The 18989-nt window shown below is 58.2% G+C and carries 16 protein-coding genes and 1 pseudogene; 13 read left to right on the top strand and 4 right to left on the bottom strand.

All coding sequences use genetic code 11. The features are described 5' to 3' along the window. Window positions 1–265: 265 nt before the first annotated feature. From mgtA to A1WC_RS15835, 5 genes are all read left to right on the top strand, one after another. Window positions 266–2959, top strand: coding sequence for a magnesium-translocating P-type ATPase (mgtA, locus tag A1WC_RS15815; RefSeq protein WP_016160721.1), 2694 nt, complete (start codon window positions 266–268; stop codon window positions 2957–2959). Between the two features lie 75 nt (window positions 2960–3034). Then, window positions 3035–3259, top strand: coding sequence for a hypothetical protein (locus A1WC_RS15820; RefSeq protein ID WP_016160720.1), 225 nt, complete (start codon window positions 3035–3037; stop codon window positions 3257–3259). Window positions 3260–3273: 14 nt separating this feature from the next. After that, window positions 3274–4926: a Na/Pi cotransporter family protein gene (locus tag A1WC_RS15825; protein ID WP_016160719.1), complete on the top strand. Its 1653-nt coding sequence runs from the start codon at window positions 3274–3276 to the stop codon at window positions 4924–4926. Window positions 4927–4991: 65 nt separating this feature from the next. Further along, complete coding sequence (locus tag A1WC_RS15830) at window positions 4992–5336, top strand: SLOG family protein (protein ID WP_016160718.1); 345 nt, start codon at window positions 4992–4994, stop codon at window positions 5334–5336. A gap of 325 nt (window positions 5337–5661) precedes the next feature. Next, window positions 5662–6795 carry an FAD-dependent oxidoreductase gene (locus tag A1WC_RS15835; protein ID WP_016160717.1) on the top strand — a complete coding sequence of 378 codons (1134 nt, stop codon included), beginning with the start codon at window positions 5662–5664 and terminating at the stop codon, window positions 6793–6795. Window positions 6796–6939: 144 nt separating this feature from the next. On the opposite strand, the gene A1WC_RS15840 is transcribed toward A1WC_RS15835, so the two are convergent. Beyond that, window positions 6940–7527: a TetR/AcrR family transcriptional regulator C-terminal domain-containing protein gene (locus tag A1WC_RS15840; RefSeq protein WP_012542120.1), complete on the bottom strand. Its 588-nt coding sequence runs from the start codon at window positions 7525–7527 to the stop codon at window positions 6940–6942. A 166-nt stretch (window positions 7528–7693) separates the two neighbouring features. Between A1WC_RS15840 and A1WC_RS15845 the strand changes: the two genes are divergently transcribed. Continuing rightward, the gene (locus tag A1WC_RS15845) at window positions 7694–9136 is read left to right on the top strand and encodes a DHA2 family efflux MFS transporter permease subunit (protein WP_016160716.1); all 1443 of its coding nucleotides are present in this window, start codon (window positions 7694–7696) and stop codon (window positions 9134–9136) included. Between the two features lie 122 nt (window positions 9137–9258). Here A1WC_RS15845 and A1WC_RS15850 read toward each other — a convergent pair whose 3' ends face one another. Then, the gene (locus A1WC_RS15850) at window positions 9259–10044 is read right to left on the bottom strand and encodes an SDR family oxidoreductase (protein ID WP_016160715.1); all 786 of its coding nucleotides are present in this window, start codon (window positions 10042–10044) and stop codon (window positions 9259–9261) included. 51 nt (window positions 10045–10095) lie between these two features. Next, complete coding sequence (locus tag A1WC_RS15855; RefSeq protein WP_012542124.1) at window positions 10096–10992, bottom strand: GntR family transcriptional regulator; 897 nt, start codon at window positions 10990–10992, stop codon at window positions 10096–10098. Between the two features lie 191 nt (window positions 10993–11183). Here A1WC_RS15855 and A1WC_RS15860 point away from each other — a divergent pair, with 191 nt between their 5' ends. From A1WC_RS15860 to A1WC_RS15885, 7 genes and pseudogenes are all read left to right on the top strand, one after another. Further along, complete coding sequence (locus A1WC_RS15860; protein WP_016160714.1) at window positions 11184–11996, top strand: ABC transporter substrate-binding protein; 813 nt, start codon at window positions 11184–11186, stop codon at window positions 11994–11996. A 27-nt stretch (window positions 11997–12023) separates the two neighbouring features. After that, window positions 12024–12748 (top strand): annotated as a pseudogene (locus tag A1WC_RS0125035) (amino acid ABC transporter permease). After that, window positions 12745–13485, top strand: a complete 741-nt coding sequence (locus A1WC_RS15865) for an amino acid ABC transporter ATP-binding protein (RefSeq protein ID WP_012968502.1) — start codon at window positions 12745–12747, stop codon at window positions 13483–13485. The pseudogene A1WC_RS0125035 and the gene A1WC_RS15865 overlap by 4 nt, the downstream one beginning before the upstream one ends. A 13-nt stretch (window positions 13486–13498) precedes the next feature. Beyond that, window positions 13499–14674 (top strand): M20 family metallopeptidase, encoded by a 1176-nt coding sequence (locus A1WC_RS15870; protein WP_016160711.1) that lies wholly within the window; start codon window positions 13499–13501, stop codon window positions 14672–14674. Beyond that, window positions 14671–15771, top strand: a complete 1101-nt coding sequence (locus A1WC_RS15875) for a mandelate racemase/muconate lactonizing enzyme family protein (protein ID WP_016160710.1) — start codon at window positions 14671–14673, stop codon at window positions 15769–15771. The genes A1WC_RS15870 and A1WC_RS15875 overlap by 4 nt, the downstream gene beginning before the upstream one ends. Beyond that, window positions 15758–16927, top strand: coding sequence for a M24 family metallopeptidase (locus A1WC_RS15880; RefSeq protein WP_016160709.1), 1170 nt, complete (start codon window positions 15758–15760; stop codon window positions 16925–16927). The genes A1WC_RS15875 and A1WC_RS15880 overlap by 14 nt, the downstream gene beginning before the upstream one ends. Window positions 16928–16937: 10 nt before the next feature. Further along, the gene (locus A1WC_RS15885; RefSeq protein ID WP_016160708.1) at window positions 16938–17861 is read left to right on the top strand and encodes a dihydrodipicolinate synthase family protein; all 924 of its coding nucleotides are present in this window, start codon (window positions 16938–16940) and stop codon (window positions 17859–17861) included. Here A1WC_RS15885 and A1WC_RS15890 read toward each other — a convergent pair. After that, window positions 17845–18942, bottom strand: a complete 1098-nt coding sequence (locus A1WC_RS15890; protein WP_016160707.1) for a glutamine amidotransferase-related protein — start codon at window positions 18940–18942, stop codon at window positions 17845–17847. The two genes, A1WC_RS15885 and A1WC_RS15890, sit on opposite strands and share 17 nt — an antisense overlap. Between the last annotated feature and the right edge of the window lie 47 nt (window positions 18943–18989).

The following is an 18989-nucleotide window of genomic DNA, read 5'->3' as shown; positions in this document are numbered from 1 at the left end:
TTCGTGCGTCACGCTGAGTTAAGTCACTGCTGGTACCTGTTTATTCACTGATGTATTCATACTTGTACATCGGCAGGAATAATCACGTCCAAATAAAACAAAATATAAACTTCACGCCTGTTTATTTTTAATAATAAACAGCGGGAAGCCCTGTGCGAAATTAATTAAAACCGATCGCTGATGCGACATCGGGCTATTTTCGGCCGCCCTTAATCCGGGTCTTACCGTAAAAAGCCTGCTGCCGCCCGGCGACAGGAGCAGCACCATGACTGTACAAATCAAGAACCGAAATAAAAAAAGCACGCTGTCTATGCGTGCCGCCCAGGAAGCCCAAAACGGTATCGCAGAAACCCTGGTTAACCTCAACACTACCCGGGAAGGGCTGCAGGAAGCCCAGGCAAATGCCCGGCTGGAGCGGGATGGCCTGAACGAAGTGACTCATGACAAGCCACCGCACGCGCTGATCCAGCTGCTGATGGCGTTTAACAACCCGTTTATTTATGTGCTCGCCATTCTCGCCGGGATCAGCTTCTTCACCGACTACTGGCTGCCCACCAGCCATGGCGAAGACGGCGACCTGACGACGGTGATAATCATCGGCACCATGGTTGCCCTCAGCGGACTGGTGCGCTTCTGGCAGGAACACCGCTCGGCCAAATCGGCCGAAGCGCTGAAAGCGATGGTACGCACCACCGCGACGGTCGTTCGTCGCGAACACGCCGGGCAAAAAGGAACGCCACGTGAAATCCCGATGCGCGAGCTGGTGGTGGGCGATATCGTGCAGCTCTATGCAGGCGACATGATCCCGGCGGACGTCCGTTTGATCGAATCACGCGACCTGTTTATCAGTCAGGCCGTCCTGACCGGCGAAGCGCTGCCGATTGAGAAGTACGACACCCTCGGCGACGTGGCGCAGAAATCCGCGCACGACAAGGCGGTTGATAACGAAAATCTGTTGGATATGCCTAACATCTGCTTCATGGGGACCAACGTTGTCAGCGGCACCGCTCAGGCGGTCGTGGTGGCGACCGGGCCAAGGACCTACTTTGGCTCACTGGCAAAAGCGATTGTCGGCACCCGGGCGCAAACGGCGTTTGACCGCGGGGTGAACAGCGTCAGCTGGCTGTTGATCCGCTTTATGCTAGTGATGGTGCCGGTGGTGTTCCTGATTAACGGCCTGATGAAGGGCGAATGGTGGGATGCCCTGCTGTTTGCTCTGGCCGTCGCCGTAGGCCTGACGCCAGAAATGCTGCCAATGATCGTCAGCGCCAACCTCGCCAAGGGCGCGGTGGCCATGGCGAAGCGTAAAGTCGTGGTTAAGCGCCTTAACGCGATTCAGAACCTGGGCGCGATGGACGTGCTGTGCACCGACAAAACCGGCACCCTGACGCAGGATAAAATCATCCTTGAGCACCACGTCGACACGCACGGTCAGAAAAATCAGTCCGTGCTGGCGCTGGCCTGGCTCAACAGCCACTATCAAAGCGGCATCAAAAACTTGATGGATCAGGCGGTCATTTACTTCTCTGAAAATGAGTCGGGCTTTGTGCAACCTCAGGGGTACAGCAAAGTCGATGAGATGCCGTTCGACTTCGTGCGCCGTCGCCTGTCGATTGTGGTGAAAGACAGCCAGAGCAATCATCTGCTGGTGTGCAAAGGCGCCGTGGAGGAGATGCTGAGCATCGCCACCCACATGGAAGAGAATGGCAAGGTTATCCCCCTCGACGATCAGCGCCGTGACGCCATGCTGGCGATGGCGAACGACTACAACAAAGACGGCTTCCGCGTTCTGGTGGTCGCTACGCGCGACATTCCGAAAGCCGAAGCGAAAAGACTGTACAGCACCGCTGATGAGCACGATCTGATTATCCGCGGCTTCCTCACCTTCCTCGATCCACCTAAGGAGAGCGCGGGTCCGGCGATTGCTGCCCTGATGGATATTGGCGTCGCAGTCAAAGTGCTGACCGGCGATAACGCGATTGTCACTACGCGGATTTGCCGCCAGGTGGGACTGGAGCCAGGCGAACCGGTACTCGGCCCGCAGATTGAGGCGTTGAGCGACACGGCCCTGCAGCAGTTGGTGGAAGAGCGCACGGTGTTCGCCAAGCTAACGCCGCTGCAGAAATCACGCGTGCTGAAGGCGCTGCAGGCCAACGGTCATACGGTGGGCTTTCTCGGTGACGGCATTAACGATGCCCCTGCTCTGCGCGATGCCGACGTGGGTATCTCGGTCGACAGTGGCACCGATATCGCCAAGGAATCGGCCGACATCATCTTGCTGGAAAAGAGCCTGATGGTGCTGGAAGAAGGCGTTATCAAAGGCCGCGAGACCTTTGGCAACATTATGAAATACCTGAACATGACCGCCAGCTCCAACTTCGGCAACGTGTTCTCGGTACTGGTGGCCAGCGCGTTCATTCCGTTCCTGCCGATGCTCGCGATCCAGTTGCTGCTGCAAAACCTGATGTACGACATCTCCCAGCTCGCGCTGCCGTGGGACAAAACGGACAAAGAGTTCCTGAGCAAACCGCGCAAGTGGGATGCAAGAAACATCGGCCGCTTTATGGTCTGGATTGGCCCGACCTCGTCCATTTTTGACATGACGACCTTTGCGCTGATGTGGTTTGTGTTCAGCGCCAACAGCGAACACATGCAGACCCTGTTCCAGTCCGGCTGGTTCGTTGAAGGCCTGCTGTCGCAGACGCTGGTGGTGCACATGCTGCGTACCCAGAAAATTCCGTTCATTCAGAGCACCGCCGCCTGGCCGGTACTGATGATGACCGGTCTGATTATGGCTATTGGAATTTACGTGCCGTTCTCTCCGCTCGGGCCGTTGGTTGGGCTGCAGGCGCTGCCGTGGCAGTTCTTCCCGTGGCTGGTCGGCACCCTGCTCGCCTACTGCTGCGTGGCGCAGGGCATGAAAACGTTCTACATCCGTCGCTTCAGGCAGTGGCACTAATTCTGCGTTAAAGACGGTGATTCACGTGCCGCTTCGGCGGCACCTTTCAGGCAGGCCACACAGGCTGGAAGCATTATGGAAAAGCAACATTCCATCATTTTCCTGATTAAAAATAAGACCATCGCGTTGATTGTCTTATTTTTAATGAAAATAACCCGCACCCTTCGCGTCCGTGCCCTGGCATGGTACGCCGGAGGGAAGATTAACTATCAACACACTAAAGCATTACTGAACCTCGCCAGCGCCATACATCGTTTTTCGATCAGGTTACTGCGTTTTATTTCACTACCCGCCCTGTAGAGGGGGAATTCATAATGTCCGGAACCACTCTGTTAATTAACCTGGCTGGCGCCATCGCATTGCTGCTCTGGGGCAGCCATATGATTTCAACGGCGCTACAGCGCGGCTTCGGCACGCCGCTGCGCAACTGGATGGGACGCCACCTCACTAACCGCTGGACCGCCCTGCTCTCCGGCATTGGCATTACCGGCATTCTGCAAAGCAGCACGGCGGTCAGTATGATGGCGACGTCATTTACCGCCGCAGGTACGCTAAGCCTTGCCCCCGCGCTTGCGGTGATGCTCGGCGCCAACATCGGCTCCACGCTGGTGGTCCAGCTGATGAGCTTTAACATGGAAATCGCCATTCCGCTGCTTCTGCTGGCCGGGTTTGTGGTTTTCAAGCTACGCGACCATTCCAGCTTTGAAAGCGTGGGCTGCGCCCTGATTGGCCTCGGCCTGATGCTGCTGGCGCTGCATTTACTGGGTGGCACGCTGCAGGACATTGAGGTCACGCCGGTGTTTCATGCCGTGATGCAGGGGCTACAGGGCGATATTTTCATTGCCCTGCTGGTGGCGGCGCTCCTGACGCTCCTGTGCCACTCCAGCGTGGCGATGATTTTGCTGATCGCCTCCCTCGCCGGTACCGGCACGCTGACCCCGGCTACGGCCCTGGTGCTGGTGCTTGGCGCCAACATCGGCGGCGCGTTACCGCCGGTGTTAAACGCCGGGTCCGCGGTGGCCCGCCGCCTGCCGGTTGGCAACCTGATGGTCCGCCTGTCCGGCTGCGCGCTGGCGTTACTGCTTCTGCCGTTGCTGATGGCGATCGCCCGTAAATCCGGGCTGAACACGCCGCAGCTGGTGGTGTGGTTTCATACCGCCTTTAGCGTGGCGCTCGCGCTGCTGTTTATCGGCCTGAACGTGCCAATGGCTCGCTTCCTGGAGCGACTGTTTCCGGAAGAAGAGCGCGTAGGCGACCCGGGTATGCCGATGTATCTCGACGATGCGGGTCTGGAAGTGGCTTATATCGGCCTGTCCAATTCGGTTCGCGAATCGCTGCGCGCCGCCGACATGCTAACCATCATGCTGGACCGACTGCTGGTGCTGTTTGTGACCCAGGAAAAACAGGCTGCCGATGACATCCGCCAGCTGGAGCAGTCGGTCGATCTGCTCAGCGCGGCGGTTCGCGCCTACCTCGCCGACATTGGTCAGGACGGGCTGAATGATGCGGATGCCGCTCGTGCCCAGGAGATCCTGATGTTCATCATCAATGTTGAGCACGCGGGCGACATTCTCTCCAGCAATCTGACCCAGCTGGCCACGCGCCGCGCACGCCGGGGAGAGCAGTTTAACGACTTTGAATTACACCATATTCGCCTGCTGCATGCGGAGCTCCTCACCAGCCTGAACTTAGGAATAGCGGCATTCCTGCGTGAAGACTTGTCTGCTGCCCACCAGCTGGTGCAGCGCAAAGAAACCATCCGCCAGCTGGAGGCCTCCGCCAGCCGCGAGCACTTCAAAAAACTGCGGGAGGACAAGAATGCCTGGGCGGAATCCGGCGACATTTTCCAGCGGGTGCTGCGGGACTACCGCCGCGTGCATCACCATATCGCCGCCGTCGCCTACCCGGTCATTGACCGCCTGGGCGATACCTCGCTGCGGTTTATTGAAACGCCGCCGGATGTTTAAAAAACAATAACCGCCAGCGCGCGGACGAGATCCTTTTCAAGGCAAGCAACGTTAAGGTACAAAAAATGCGAGTATTAATCTGCTCGGGTCGGTTTTATGCCGACATCCATACCATCACCCATGTGCTGGATCTCTATGCCCGTACACAGATGATTAACGTTTTGATTCACGGAGGGCACCAGGCGCTGGGCGGCGCGATAGAAAACTGGGCGCGCGGGATCGACGTTCACGTGATCCGCTACCCGGCAAACTGGGCGCTGCACGGAAAATATGCGGAGACAAGGCGCAATTTGTTTATGCTGGAAGATAGCCGCCCTGACGTACTGCTGGCTTTTCCTGGCGGAGAAGATACGGCGGAGTGCATAAAGATGGCGAAAAACAGAGGGATCCGGGTCATCGACGTCGTTTAACCTGAGTGGGTGAAGTTCGGTGACCATGGCCACAGGCAGGCGTCCGCTGGAGGGGTATTGAATGACGGCCTTGACGATTAACCAGCAATGGTCAATATAGAGAACCTTACTCGTCTAAGTGTAAGCTGAGCGCAGAGAGGACAGTCAGGCGGGGGTCCCGGCCCCCAATTGTCCGGGAACAATATGGGCAATACCGCTCAGCATACCCTCAGGCTTCCGTTGGTCCACGGGATGAGATTTCACGTCCACTCCCCTTATTCGTGCGGTATCGAAACCAGGAACAGCCGGACAACGACACCCGCCATACCTTACCTGGAGCGAAAAAATGACCTCATCCATTGCCATCGTCGGAGCAGGACTCGGCGGCCTCATGCTCGCACGTGTTTTACATGTTCACGGCATTTCCTCTGTGGTCTACGAAGCTGAAGCCTCTCCCGAGGCCCGCCCACAAGGTGGCTTGCTGGATATCCACGATCATAATGGCCAGCGGGCGCTGATAGCGGCAGGCCTGTACGATGCCTTCCGGGCCCTTATTCTTCCTGGCGGTCAATCCACGCGCGTACTCGATAAAGCGGGCAACGTATTGTTCGAGCAGTTCGATGATGGTTTGGACGGCCGACCAGAAGTCTCTCGCGGCGCGCTTCGCACGCTGCTGCTGGAGTCGCTTCCTGCGGACACCGTGCAATGGGGCCGTAAAGTGGCAGATATCGTCCCCCATGATGACGGCACGCATAGTTTGTACTTTACGGATGGCTCCAGCAGCAGGGCCTCCCTGGTGGTGGGCGCAGATGGCGCCTGGTCGCGTGTCCGCGCTCTGGTCACCGATGCTGTCCCTGCCTATGCGGGATTTTCGTATGTCGAGCGCTGGCTTAGTCACGTCGACACCGATCATCTGGCTTGCGCACAAGCAGTAGGCCACGGCTCATTTTTTGCGCTCTCGCCGGGCAAGGGTATCATGGCGCACCGGGAGCCTGGCGGCGTGATCCACGTTTACATTGCTCTGTGCCAGCCCCAGGCCTGGTTCGCTGACGTGACGTCCGCTAATGCACAGGTTGACGTGCAACGCATAGTCGATGAATTCGATGGCTGGGCGCATCCACTGCAAACATTGATTACGGAGGGTGATGGTGAGCCCGTATTGCGCCCTATTCACTTTTTACCTCCCGGACTTCGATGGCCGCGAACAGCAGGCGTAACGCTGTTGGGTGACGCCGCGCATCTTATGCTGCCGTTCGGCGAAGGCGCTAATCTCGCGTTAGAGGATGGCGCTGAGCTGGGACTCGCGATTGCGGCCAATGCAGATAATCCTGAAGCCGCGCTGTCCGCTTATGAAGAACAGATGTTTATCCGCGTCGAAAGCGCGGCCAACGACGCGCAGGCAATGGCAGGCATTCTCTTTGGGGACGAGACACCCGACGCGTTGTTGCATTTTTTTAATCAATATAAAACGGGATCCTGATCCCCCGACGCTGCGGTGATTTTTGCGCCATGAACAAATCACCCTCCCGCCATCGGGAGGTCAATGTTCAGTAATGTCCGGAGAATAACGCTCCGGATATAAAATCATTAAAACGCTGTCGCAATAGCTGAAATCTGGAACGAGTTATTTTAATAACCCCTTCATGATCAAAGACAGACCGAACTCAAAACACGTATCCGGATGTTGGTGGGTAAGCGCATCGATACGACTGATTTCTGTTGAGGGTGTAGACAATCTTTCATCATCATGTCTGTCTGTACGAGACTGCTCCTCCAATACGCATCCCAGGGTATATTCGCTAATAGTGAGTAATATCATTGCGGCTTCGGCCTCAGAAAAGCCGGCCCGCATAAGGTAAGCCACCTTTGGGTAGAACGTTTCCCCTCCTACCCGCGCCGGTGTTGTCCCCGCATGGAGCAGTGCGCCATCCCGATGAGCGAGAAGCGCGCGGCGGAAACTGCGCGCGTTATTTGCCAGCCAGTCTGCCCACTCGGCCGTGTCTTCAGCCAGCGGAAGCGAATGGTGCCTGGCCAAAACAGTTGCGGCCATCTCTTCCAGTAAGCTGGCCTTGTTCCTGAAATGCCAGTACAGCGTTGCGGATTCTACCCCCAGCTTTTGCGCCAGCTTTCGCGTCGTTATCGCTTCCAGCCCAACTTCATCTAAGAGTGCTAATGCAGCATTAATGACCTGATCCCGCTGAATTTTAGCCATGGTGTTCATCCTGTTGTTAATGCATCCAACCGAGCCCGTGGTAGATAAAAAGAGATCTTCTCCTGACCAGGAGCCTACCGGCGCCATTGATGAAAATAAATCTATCATTGATAGAAAAATTGATCAATGATAGATTTTTTAACGCATCGCACCTAAAGGTCATCCCATGAATATCAATCGAGATACGCAGGTAAAGAAAACAAACCATGCTGGCCCCATCAATGCCATCCCGCCGGTTTTGTGGATGCAAGCCGCCATCATCACCCTTGGGGCATTCGCTACCATGCTCTCATCCACCATGCTCAGTGCTGCGCTTCCGACCATGGCAAACGGCCTTGGGGTGACGGACGCCTCCATCCAGTGGATAGCCACCGCGTACCTCATGGCGCTGGCCGCAGGCGTTCCGGTTAGCGCATGGGCGGTAAAACGGTTTGGCGCCACCCAACTTTGGCTCTATGCACTTATTTTATTTGGTGTTTTCTCGGCAGTTTGCGCGTTATCCCCGAATGTCGAGGTGCTGCTCACCGCCAGAATAATGCAAGGTCTGGCAGGCGGGTTACTCGTGCCGGCCGGGCAGACGATCCTGGGTCTGGTGGTCGGTCGCGAGCGCCTCGGGCGGATCATTGGTACGATAGGCGTGGCTATCGTCATTGCGCCCTTACTGGGAACGTCTCTGGGGGCCGTGCTGCTTCAGGTCTGCGGATGGCGAGTCTTGTTTTTTATTAATGTCCCCTTATCTCTCTGTGCCTGGCTTGCGGGATGGAAATTACTCCCTCGCCCGACAATAAAAAATGATAAGCCGCTCTCCCTGGACTGGATGGGGTTAATACTGATTCTTTGTAGCCTTCCCCTGCTCATGGAGGGTATTAAAGGCGTCAGCCTGAATAGTGGTGAAAATAGCGGGAACATTATCTTACTCAGCGTGGGCGCACTGTTTATCGGCTTGTTTATCTTTCGCTCTTTTCGCATTGACTCGCCTTTACTTCATCTCAGCCTTTTCAAACATCGTGGCTTCACATTATCGGCGTTGCTGATGGCTATCGGAGGTGCGGTGAATTTTGGTGGACAGTTCCTGCTCCCGTTGTATTTCCGCGACGTTTGCCATGAAGCACTGGCTGATGTGGGTTTGCTCCTTACCCCGCAGTTAATCGGTTCTGCCACAGGATTCCCGGTCGCCGGTTATTTCTCAGACCGGCTGGGTCCCCGCGTGGTGCTGATCGTTGGCGGCTTGATCTCGGTGTTAGCGACATGGCCGCTGGCCATGATTGATGGAGGCAGTAGCTACCTCGTGGTCGGTAGCGCACTCGCTATCAGAGGGTTCGGTTTAGCCCTTGCGACAGTGCCGGCGATGGCGGCAGGCCTGGCGATGGCGGGTACCCGTCATGTTTCTGATGCAGCACCGATTCTCAACATCCTGCAGCGTGTTGGCGCGATGGCTGGCGCGGCCCTGGTGACGGCGTGCTACGTCAGACTGGCGCATACGCAGGGTAGCTTAGCCGCCTTTCAGCACGCCGGGTGGATACTGATCAGCGGCGCCATACTGCTCACCCTTTCAGCACTTTTCATGGTGAACCATCAGGGATCATCAACGCGGGAAGAAACAAGATAACCGGTCTGGCGTCCTGTCCCGCACCCGGTACGCAATAGTTAACACCTCATTCTGAATGAGCGCGAGAGAGGCGTGAATGCCAGTCAACGACACCAGCGACTGGCATTGCACGCGACTCCCCACTAAACCGAACCAATCAATCCGCCATCGACCCGGATCACCGCCCCGGTAATGTAGCTGGCAGGCTGGCTTGCCAAAAAGGCAGCGGTAGCGCCGTACTCATGGGGGTGGCCATAACGTCCCGCCGGAATGCTCAGACGACTCTTCTCCGCGACCGCTTCCGCAGTGGAATGTTCCCGTTTCGCCTTGATAGCATCCAGCTGACCCACCCGGTCGGTAGCAATGCGCCCAGGCACCATCACATTCACCGTGACGCCGTCGGCCGCCACTTCAGCGGCAAGGGTTTTCGACCAGCCGAGTAAGCTCATGCGCAGCGCATTCGACAGGGCGAGACCCGGAATAGGGGCAATCACACCGGACGAGGTGGAGGTAATAATGCGTCCCCAGCCACGGCTGCGCATGGCGGGCAGTAGTTTATCGGTGAGCTGGATTAACGAGGCGACCATCACTGAAAATTGCTGTTGCCAGACGGCGCCGTCCGTCCCCTGTGCCAGCGTGGGCGGTGGGCCACCGGAATTATTGACCAGAATATCGATGTCGCCCCAGTGCTCGCGGATATCGGCGATGACCGTATCAAACTGTTCCGGGATGGCAAGATCCAGCGGCCAGGCGCGGGCGGTACCGCCCAGCTGAGTGATGCGTTCCACCGTTTGCGCCAGCTTCTCTCTTTTGCGGCCTGTCACGGCGACCTTCACGCCTTCCTGCGCCAGCGAGCAGGCGATAGCCTGTCCAAGGCCACTTCCCGCACCGCAAACCAGTGCCACACGCTGTTGTATCTGCAAATTCATAAATGCTCCTGATTGTATTTTCAGGATCATTATGTGCAATAGTGATGCCAGTTATACGCGTGGGCTTTTTACATTGACCTGGTCAAACGCGTATTGCAGGTGTTTTCTCATCAACTCTGCCGCCTGTTCCTGTTTGTTCTCTCGCAGGGCATCAATGATGGCAACGTGCTCTTCGCACCACTCTTTTACGCGACGCTTATTGTGATAGCTACCAAATTCCAGCAGGCGGCGCAGCCGGTTTTGCTGCTGAATGGCCTGTAATACAAACAGATTGCCGCTGGCCTCTGCCAGCAACTCGTGAAACGCCGCATCGGTTTCGAAAATCTCTTTGGCCGGGACCTGCGTAATGTCCGGGTGGGTGATGAGTCTCAGATGCCGGGCGCGCAGACGTTTAAGCATCTGCCGGTCAACATGCAGATTGGGCGTCAGCAACGCCATCGGTTCAATCATCAGGCGAAAACCGTAGCTATTGCGCAGAGCGATATCGGAGTTCAGGGTTTGCAGAAAGCGCCAGCCATGCCCTGCATTGCGGGCAATCAGGCCATCCTCCGATAGCTTCACCAGCGTACGGGTCAGCACGCCGCGATCAACATCATAGCGCTGGCTGATTTCGGTCTGGGTAAAGGATTCCGGCAGGATACCTGCAATGCGGTCATGGACCAGTTGCTCGTACAACTTCTGGTCATTGCTCTTGGACTGCTCAATCTCCAGCTGATCCAGCTCATTACTGCGTTTAAGCAGGAAAAAACCCTGGTTTGGCCGCGCTTCAACCGCCCCCATGCGGGTCAGTTCCTTGAGCCCGGCACGTACCGGCGTACGCGAAACACCCAACGCATCGGCAAGATGTTGCTCACGTAAATGATGACCTGGATCGAATCTTGCTTCAGATATCAGGTCGAGTATTTGCCGGGCTATCCGGCGACTGCTCGCAGTGGAGTCAGGCTGCATGAATTCACGATTCCCTGAAATGCATTGTTGTGGTCGATATATACAATATCACGACCAACAAAACGCAGCAAAGTAAAGCAAGGAGTGCACGGTTAACGTGCAACACGCACCAGAATGAGACGTTTTTTCACACGCATAATTGTATTTATTGACTCACTAAATTCAATTTAAACCTTAGCCAGGAGACGACTATGTCCAGCAATTCTTTTCTGTTTCGCCGCGTGCGTACTTTGATGTTCGCGCTGACCGCCCTGCCGCTGGTCAGCCATGCGGCGGTGGAAACCATCGCCAAGGGTCAACTGACCTATGGAACGGCAGCGACGTTCATGCCTTTTGAATACGTGAAAGCAGGCAAGCTTACCGGCTTCGATATCGACCTGATCAACGCGCTAAGCAAAGAGATCCAACTGACGCCGGCGCCAATGCCGATGGAATTCAAAGGGCTTATTCCGGCGCTGCAGGGTAAACGTCTGGATATCATCAACTCCGCCATGTACGTCAATCCGACCCGTGCCGAGCAGGTTGACTTCGTACCCTATCTGAAAATCGGCAGCCGCGTGGTGGTCCGCAAAGGTAACCCGGCCAACATCACCGGACGTGACCTGAGCCTCTGCGGCAAAAACATCGCCGTGACGCTCGGCGGGATCGAAGAGAGCCAGGCGCGGGCAGACAATCAGCGCTGCGTGGAGGCCAAAAAACCGGCCATCAACGTCATGACGTTCCCCGCCGCCACCGATTCCGCCGTGGCCGTCGCCCAGGGACGTGCCGATGCCGAGTTCCTCTCCACGCCGGGCACCGTCGCCCTGTTTACCGAAAAAGCCGGCATGTTCGAAGCGGTTGGCGCCGAGTTCGAAGCGAATACTCACATCGCCTTTGCCGTGCGTAAAGGCGATACCGCAACCCAGGCCCTGCTGGAGCAAGGTCTGCAGAGCCTCGTCAAAAATGGCACCTACACGCAACTGATTAAGAAGTGGAACTTCCCAGACTCCGTTGCCCTTTTCTAACCCGTTTGCCATTAACCGGAGAACGCTATGTCGATCGATTTAATGTGGCAGTACTTCCTCTCCCCCGAATTTATTCGGGGTGCGTGGATGACGCTACTGATTACCCTCTGCTCACTGTTGTGTGGCGTGGTGCTGGGCCTGGTGTTGGCGCTGTTGCAGGAAGCGCCGTTTCGCGCCGGGAAAGGGCTGGCCTTTTCTACCTGTGGCTGTTTCGCGGGACGCCGGTGCTGTTCCAGATAATCTTTGTCTACAACGTGCTGCCAGGCTTCGGCTTACGCTTCTCCGCGTTTACCTGTGCAGTGCTGGCCCTTTCGCTCAATGAAGGCGCCTACATGGCGGAAATTCTGCGCTCTGGCCTGCAGGCGGTGAAAAGCGGCCAGCGCACCGCCGGCATGGCGCTGGGGATGACTCACGGCCAGATCATGCGAAAAATCGTTCTGCCTCAGGCCGCACGCATCGTTCTGCCGCCGATGGGTAACCAGATGATCAGCATGCTGAAATCGAGCGCGCTGGTCTCGGTTATCGCCGTTCAGGAACTGCTGCTGGTCGCTAACCAGGCCGCCAGCGCCAGCTTCCGTTACTTCGAAGCGCTTTGCGCTGCGGGCATCTATTACCTGCTGCTCACCAGCCTGTTCATGATCTTCCAGTCGTGGCTGGAAGGCGTGCTGGATCCCAGGCAGCGCCGCAGCAAAAGCCAGAAGCGGCTGACTCGCCTGTTTAAATTACCGAAAACCGTCCGGGAGGAACCATGAGTGAGAAACCGCTGCTGGAGATGATCGGCATTGATAAGACTTTTGGTCGCCAGACCGTACTCAAAAACTGCTCTCTGACCGTGCAACGCGGAGAAACCGTGGTGCTGATTGGCCCGTCCGGCTCGGGAAAATCCACCCTGCTACGCTGCGTCAACATGCTCTCGCCCGCCGACAGCGGCGATGTGTTCTTCGCCAGCCAGCACATCAGCCGGGGCGATGTGCCGGCGCACAAACTGCGTCAGCGCATTGGCATGGTGTTCCAGAACTACGAGCTGTTCTCGCACCTGACCGCAGCGGAAAACATCATGCTGGCCCCGATGACGGTGTTGGGAATGAACCGTATTGATGCCCGCAAACTGGCGGACAACCTGCTGGCAAAAGTGCGCATCAACGAACGTGCAGACCATTTTCCGGACGAGCTCTCCGGCGGACAGCAGCAGCGCGTGGCGATTGCCCGGGCGCTGGCGATGAAGCCCGAGCTGATGCTCTACGACGAACCCACTTCCGCCCTCGACCCGGAGATGATCCGTGAAGTGCTTGAAGTCATGGCGGAGCTTAGCGCAGAAGGCATGACCAGCATGGTGGTGACTCACGAAATGGGCTTCGCCCGTCGGGCCGCTAACAAGATTCTGTTTATGGAAGACGGCGAAATTATCGATCGCGCCAACACCAGCGATTTCTTCGCCGGCCATGTCAGCGACCGCGCACAGCGCTTCCTGACGCAAATATTACATTAATCACGGAGTTCCTATGTCCAGTTATCAGGTTGACAGCGCTCGTATGAAAAAGGAGTTAGCAACGCTGGTTGCCATCAACACGGAGAATCCACCGGGCCATGAGCGCGAAGCCGCCGAATGTCTGGAAGGCTGGCTGCTGACCGCCGGGTTCGATCTCTCCTTTAGCGAATACGCACCGGGGCGGACCAACGTTATCGCCGTCCTGAACAATGGACCGGGGCCGTGTTTCGCCTTTAACACCCACCTTGACACCGTTCCGGCGGGCAGCGGCTGGGCCAGCGCTCCCTTCACGCTCACCGAGCGTGACGGACGCCTGTATGGACGCGGCGCCTGCGATGCCAAAGGCCCGCTGGTGGCGATGGTTGAAGCCCTGCGTCTGCTGGCTGCCAACCGTCAGCAGTGGTCCGGCACATTGATGGGGGTGTTCACCGCCGATGAAGAGGTCGCCAGCGAAGGGGCGAAATTCTACGTCCGCGATAATCCACCGGCGATTGATTTCGCGGTGATTGGCGAGCCGACCTCGAATGCCACCTTCTCCGCCCACAAAGGCAGCTTACGTCCTCGCGTGCGGGTTAAAGGCGTCACCGCGCATTCCGGTACGCCGGAGCTGGGGATCAACGCGATTTACCAGTCGGCGCGCCTTTTAGGGTTGATTGAAGAAGCCCACCACCAGCAGGTGCGTTGCCGCTGCCACGATCTGGTCGGCAACGCCAGCCTGACGGTAACCCGCATCCACGGCGGCCATGCGGACAACGTGGTGCCAGACAGCTGTGAGCTGCTGCTTGACCGTCGCATGGTTCCGGGCGAAGACGAAGAGGTCGTCAAAGCCGAACTGCAGCAACTGCTCGACCACGCATACGCACATGCAGGTGTGGAAGCCGAAATTATCGCCTGGCAGCCCACTACCGGCGGCGCGACGCAAACCGACAGCCGCGAAGCCATTGTCGAGCAAAGCCTTGCTGCCTGTCGCCGTCATGGGCAGAGCGAACCCGGCCCGTTTGGTTTTCAGGGGGGATGTGACTTAGTGCATTTCCGTTCGCTGGGCGCAAAAGGCGTCGTGATTGGCCCCGGTTCGCTGGCCGTGGCTCACAAACCCGATGAATTTGTCCCTGTCGATGAATTTATCGCCGCGGCCTACCTCTATCTCGATATTGCGCTCGCCATGCTGCCGCCGGAGCCCGGTTTATGAAAGCGCAGCTCTTTCGGGGAGATCTGCATTACGCCGATGTGACGCTGCATACCGCTGCCTCTGGTCCGGTGACGGCGCTCGACACGCTCTGGCTGCGTCTGGAAGACCAGGGAGTGACCGGGATTGGCGAAGTGCGGCTCAACATTCGCTACCTGCATGGCTACCGCGAAGAGCAGGTGCTGAACAACCTGCTTCAGATACTTCGCCGCTGGGACTGGCGCCAGGCGCCCGCCGCGCGACTCGCCGCGCTAGATGACGAAGGCTGCACGCTCCTGCCGCCATCGCGCATGGTGCTGGATATGGCCTTGCACGACCTGCTGGCGCGTCAGCACGGGGTAAGCGTTGCCGCCTGGCTGGGGGCGCGGGATGGCCTGCCTGCGTGGCACACCAACCAGACCCTGTTCTGGGGCAGCGAGAGACAGATGCTGGAGCAGGCGCAACGCTATGTCGATCGCGGTTTCACCCAGCTGAAGTTGCGCACAGGCGTGGCAGATTTCGCTACCGACCTGGCCCGTCTGCAACGGCTGCGCCAGCGGTTCGGCCAGCAGATTTCGCTGGCGATTGACGTGAACGGCCAGTGGTCTCTGGCGCAGGCTCACGCGGCATTCCCGTCTCTGCGCGAGCTGAAGCTCAGCTACATCGAACAGCCGTTAAGCCCGGCAAACGACAGCCAGCTTGCGGAGCTGTACGCCTACGGCATCCCGATCATGCTCGACGAAAGCCTCAACAGTGATGCCGCCATCACCCGGCTGATCGCCGCCAAAGGTGCGCTGTGGGGGCATCTCAAACTGGTGAAACTGGGTGGCCTTGCGCCGACGCTGGCCGCCGCCAACCGGCTGCGACTCGCCGACGTGCCATTCATGATTGGCCAGATGAATGAAGGCCATGCTGCCACCGCCGCCGCGCTCCAGCTGTGTCGTGTCGTGCAACCGGCATTTGCCGAGCTGTATGGCGCCGATGGCTTAACGGATGATCCCGTCAGCGGGCTGGAATACCGCAATGGCCTGGTCACCGTCAATGACTCACCCGGTCTGGGCGTGCAGTTTAATGCCGCGCAGGCCCACTTACTCCAGGAGTTTACTCATGCAAGATGTTAACAATGTGATTCAGGGCAGTGAGTCCGCCTTTAGCGCTGATGAATATGCGCAACGCATTCGACGCACCCGCGAACGCTTAAGCCGCGCGGGCGTGGACGTCATGATCGTTACCGGCCCGGAAAACATTTTCTGGCTCACCGGTCAGCAAACACCGGGCTATTACACCTTCCAGGCGCTGTTGCTGCCGGTAGAAGGGGATCCGGTGTTTGTGATTCGCCAGCTCGAATACTTTAACTTTATCGCCAACACCTTTATTTCTGACGCTGCCATCTACCAGGATGGCGATAACCCGGTGGATTTCCTGGTGGGCATGCTGCAACAGCGCGGCTGGCTCCACAAACGGATTGGGCTGGACAAACGCGGTTGGTTCCTGCCGGTTGCCGTGTATGAAGCCCTGCAGGCCAGGCTCGGCACCATTGCCGATACCGCGGGCGTCATCGAGCCGCTGCGCGCCGTGAAATCGGCGGCGGAGGTGGAAAAAATCGCCATCGCAGCGCGCTATGTGGACGCGGGCATGCGCGCGGGCATGGCGGCGATTCGCAGCGGCGCAGACGAAAACGCGCTGGTCTCGGCGATGATGGGGGCCGCCATTGCCGCCGGTTCCGAGTATGTCGGCATGGAACCGCTGGTCTCGACCGGCCCACGCAGCGGCGTGCCGCATGGCACATGGCGTCGTCGGGTGATGCAGGATAACGACCCGGTATTTCTGGAAATGTCAGCGGCTCACGACCGCTACCACGCCGCGATGATGCGCTCCGCCTGGCTGGGGCGGCCGCCCGCTATCGCCATCGAAATGGAAAAAGTGTGTCAGGAAGCCCTGCAGGCCTCTCTTGATGCCATTCGTCCAGGCGCCACCTGCGAAGCGCCGCACCTGGCCTGCCAGAAGGTGATTGATCGCGCCGGGTTCACCGAAAACTTCAAAAAACGCACCGGTTACTCCATCGGTATCGCCTTTGCGCCGGACTGGGGCGAAGGCGGCATTCTCAGTCTGTATCGTGGCGTCACCACTGAGCTGCAGCCAGGAATGACCTTCCACATTCCACCGGCTCTGCGGATCTACGGTCAATTTACCGTCGGCGTCAGTGAAACCGTGGTGGTGACCGAAACCGGATATCGTCAGCTGGGTTCCCTGGCTCGCCCTCTCACACTGCTGTAAGGAAAGAAAAATGAAAGATATCAATGAATGCCGTGAACGCCTGCGCGGTATTTTCAACATCACCGTCACCCCGTTCACCGCCAGCGGCGCGATCGACTTTCCGGCGTTACGTGAAAATATTGAACGCGTGATTGGTCTGGGTTATGACGGTCTGCTGATTGGCGGCACCTACGGTGAATTCCCGGTGATGACCGTCGAAGAACGCCGTGAGCTGTTTCATCAAGTCATGGCCTGTGTGGATGACCGCGTGGCGGTCATGCTGTGCAGCGCCAGCGCCGACCCGCGCGATGCCCGCGAGCTGACGCTGCTGGCAAGCGAGCTGGGCGGCCTGCCGATGGTGACCGCGCCCTTTGTTAGCGAAATCACTGACCAACAGATCGTCAGCTACTTCAAAGAGATGGCTCCCTTATCCAAAACCGGCATCCTGGTGTACAACGCGCCGGGCATCGGCATCACCCTCTCCCCGGCGCTGCTGGAACAACTGGCAGAGATCCCCAACGTGGTCGGCATCAAACAGGGCGATCTCAACCCCACCGCCATCGACCAGATTGCCAACCGTCTGCGTGGGCGTCTGCGCCTGTTCTGTGCTTCCGATCTGGCCTTCCTCGGGCCAATGATGGCCGGGTTTGACGGCATCAGCACCACCAACAGCGGCGCGCTGCCGGAGCTGATTATCAATACCTTCCGGGCCGTGGAACAGGGCGATGCCGCCACGGCCCGCGATCTGCATCAGCTGTGGTACGCGTATCGCGCGCTGGCGCGCAAACATGGTCAGCCGCAGCTGGTGAAAGCGGCGATGGCGCTGCGCGGTTTTAACGGCGGCACCGTACGCACACCGTTAAAACCGATCGACGACGCGGCGCTGGCGGAGCTGACTCACGTCATGTCGGCGCTTGCCAGCGACAGCCGTAGCGGCGTTACGCTGGCGCGTTAAGCGCCGCCCGTAAAAAGGCGACGAACAGCGGATGGGGCGCATCCGGGCGGGACATCAGTTCCGGGTGCCCCTGCACACCATGCCAGAACGGCAGTTCCGGCTGGGAGATGGCCTCCACGATATCGTCCGTTTGCGCACTGACGCTGACTCCGCTGCGATCCAGCGCCGGCAATAAGTCGGTGTTAAAGCAGTAGCGATGGTTGTAGTGCATTTCGCGGATATCACCGGGGATCAACCCGAAGGAAAAAGGGAATACGCCGCAGCGATGACGGCCATCGACAAAGGGAACAAAGCTGTGCAGAGCCTCATCCGGAGCCACTTCGGCGGGAATGGCTGATTCGCAACCCGGACGTCGGCGCACGACTGCGGTCATCATGCTCTGCATTCCCAGGCATAACCCCAGCGTGGGCTGTCCGCGGGCAAGCGTATCTTCCGCCACGCGGATTTGTCCCTTGACGGCGGCCATCGAGGAACCGCCTGGCAACACGACGCCCTGGACGTCGTGGAGGTCGTGTAACCCAGGGGACAGACTGACCGGCGAGAAGAAATGGACCTCCAGGTTCAGCCCCAGCGACGCCGCGGCATCACCCAGTGAGCCAAGCGTGGCGGGGTAGACCAGACGGTGGTCTGACTCACGGCCAATCAGTGCGATGCGCAAGGGCGTCCCGGCAGAGGATGGCTCCCCGGCATCCCAGCGACCATAGCGATCGGCGGTGAGGTCTAACACCGTATGTTGCCCGTCGCTGAGCGTCAGGCGCTGGTTGCGGTCATCGCTGAACAGCCGTTGGCCCGGCAGGTCGGCGATAAGCGCTGCCTGCGAGGACGCCAGCACAATGACAGCATCTGACTCAGGCAGGCTGGCGATATCGCGCACCTCTTCACGCAGCGTATCGCTGCGCCAGAGGCCGCTGGTCACGCAGTAGCCGGCACGAATGACGTGCTGATGGCTGTCGGGAACATCGCCGGCGAAGTCGGGGCGAAGGCTCCAGAGAGGCAGTCCAAGACGATTAGCCCACAGGCTGGCGGTAATACCGTAGCGAGCGGGCGCAGAGGTGTTATCGAGAATAAAGATCGGTGACACGGCGAGTTTCCTGCTGAGGTTGGGGACCTAATTGTATTAATTGAATC

The organism is Klebsiella sp. KTE92, from assembly GCF_000398905.1.
Lineage (GTDB): Bacteria > Pseudomonadota > Gammaproteobacteria > Enterobacterales > Enterobacteriaceae > Klebsiella > Klebsiella variicola.
The sequence above is the reverse complement of the archived record's forward strand: the minus strand, read 5'-3'. Positions and strand labels throughout refer to the sequence as shown.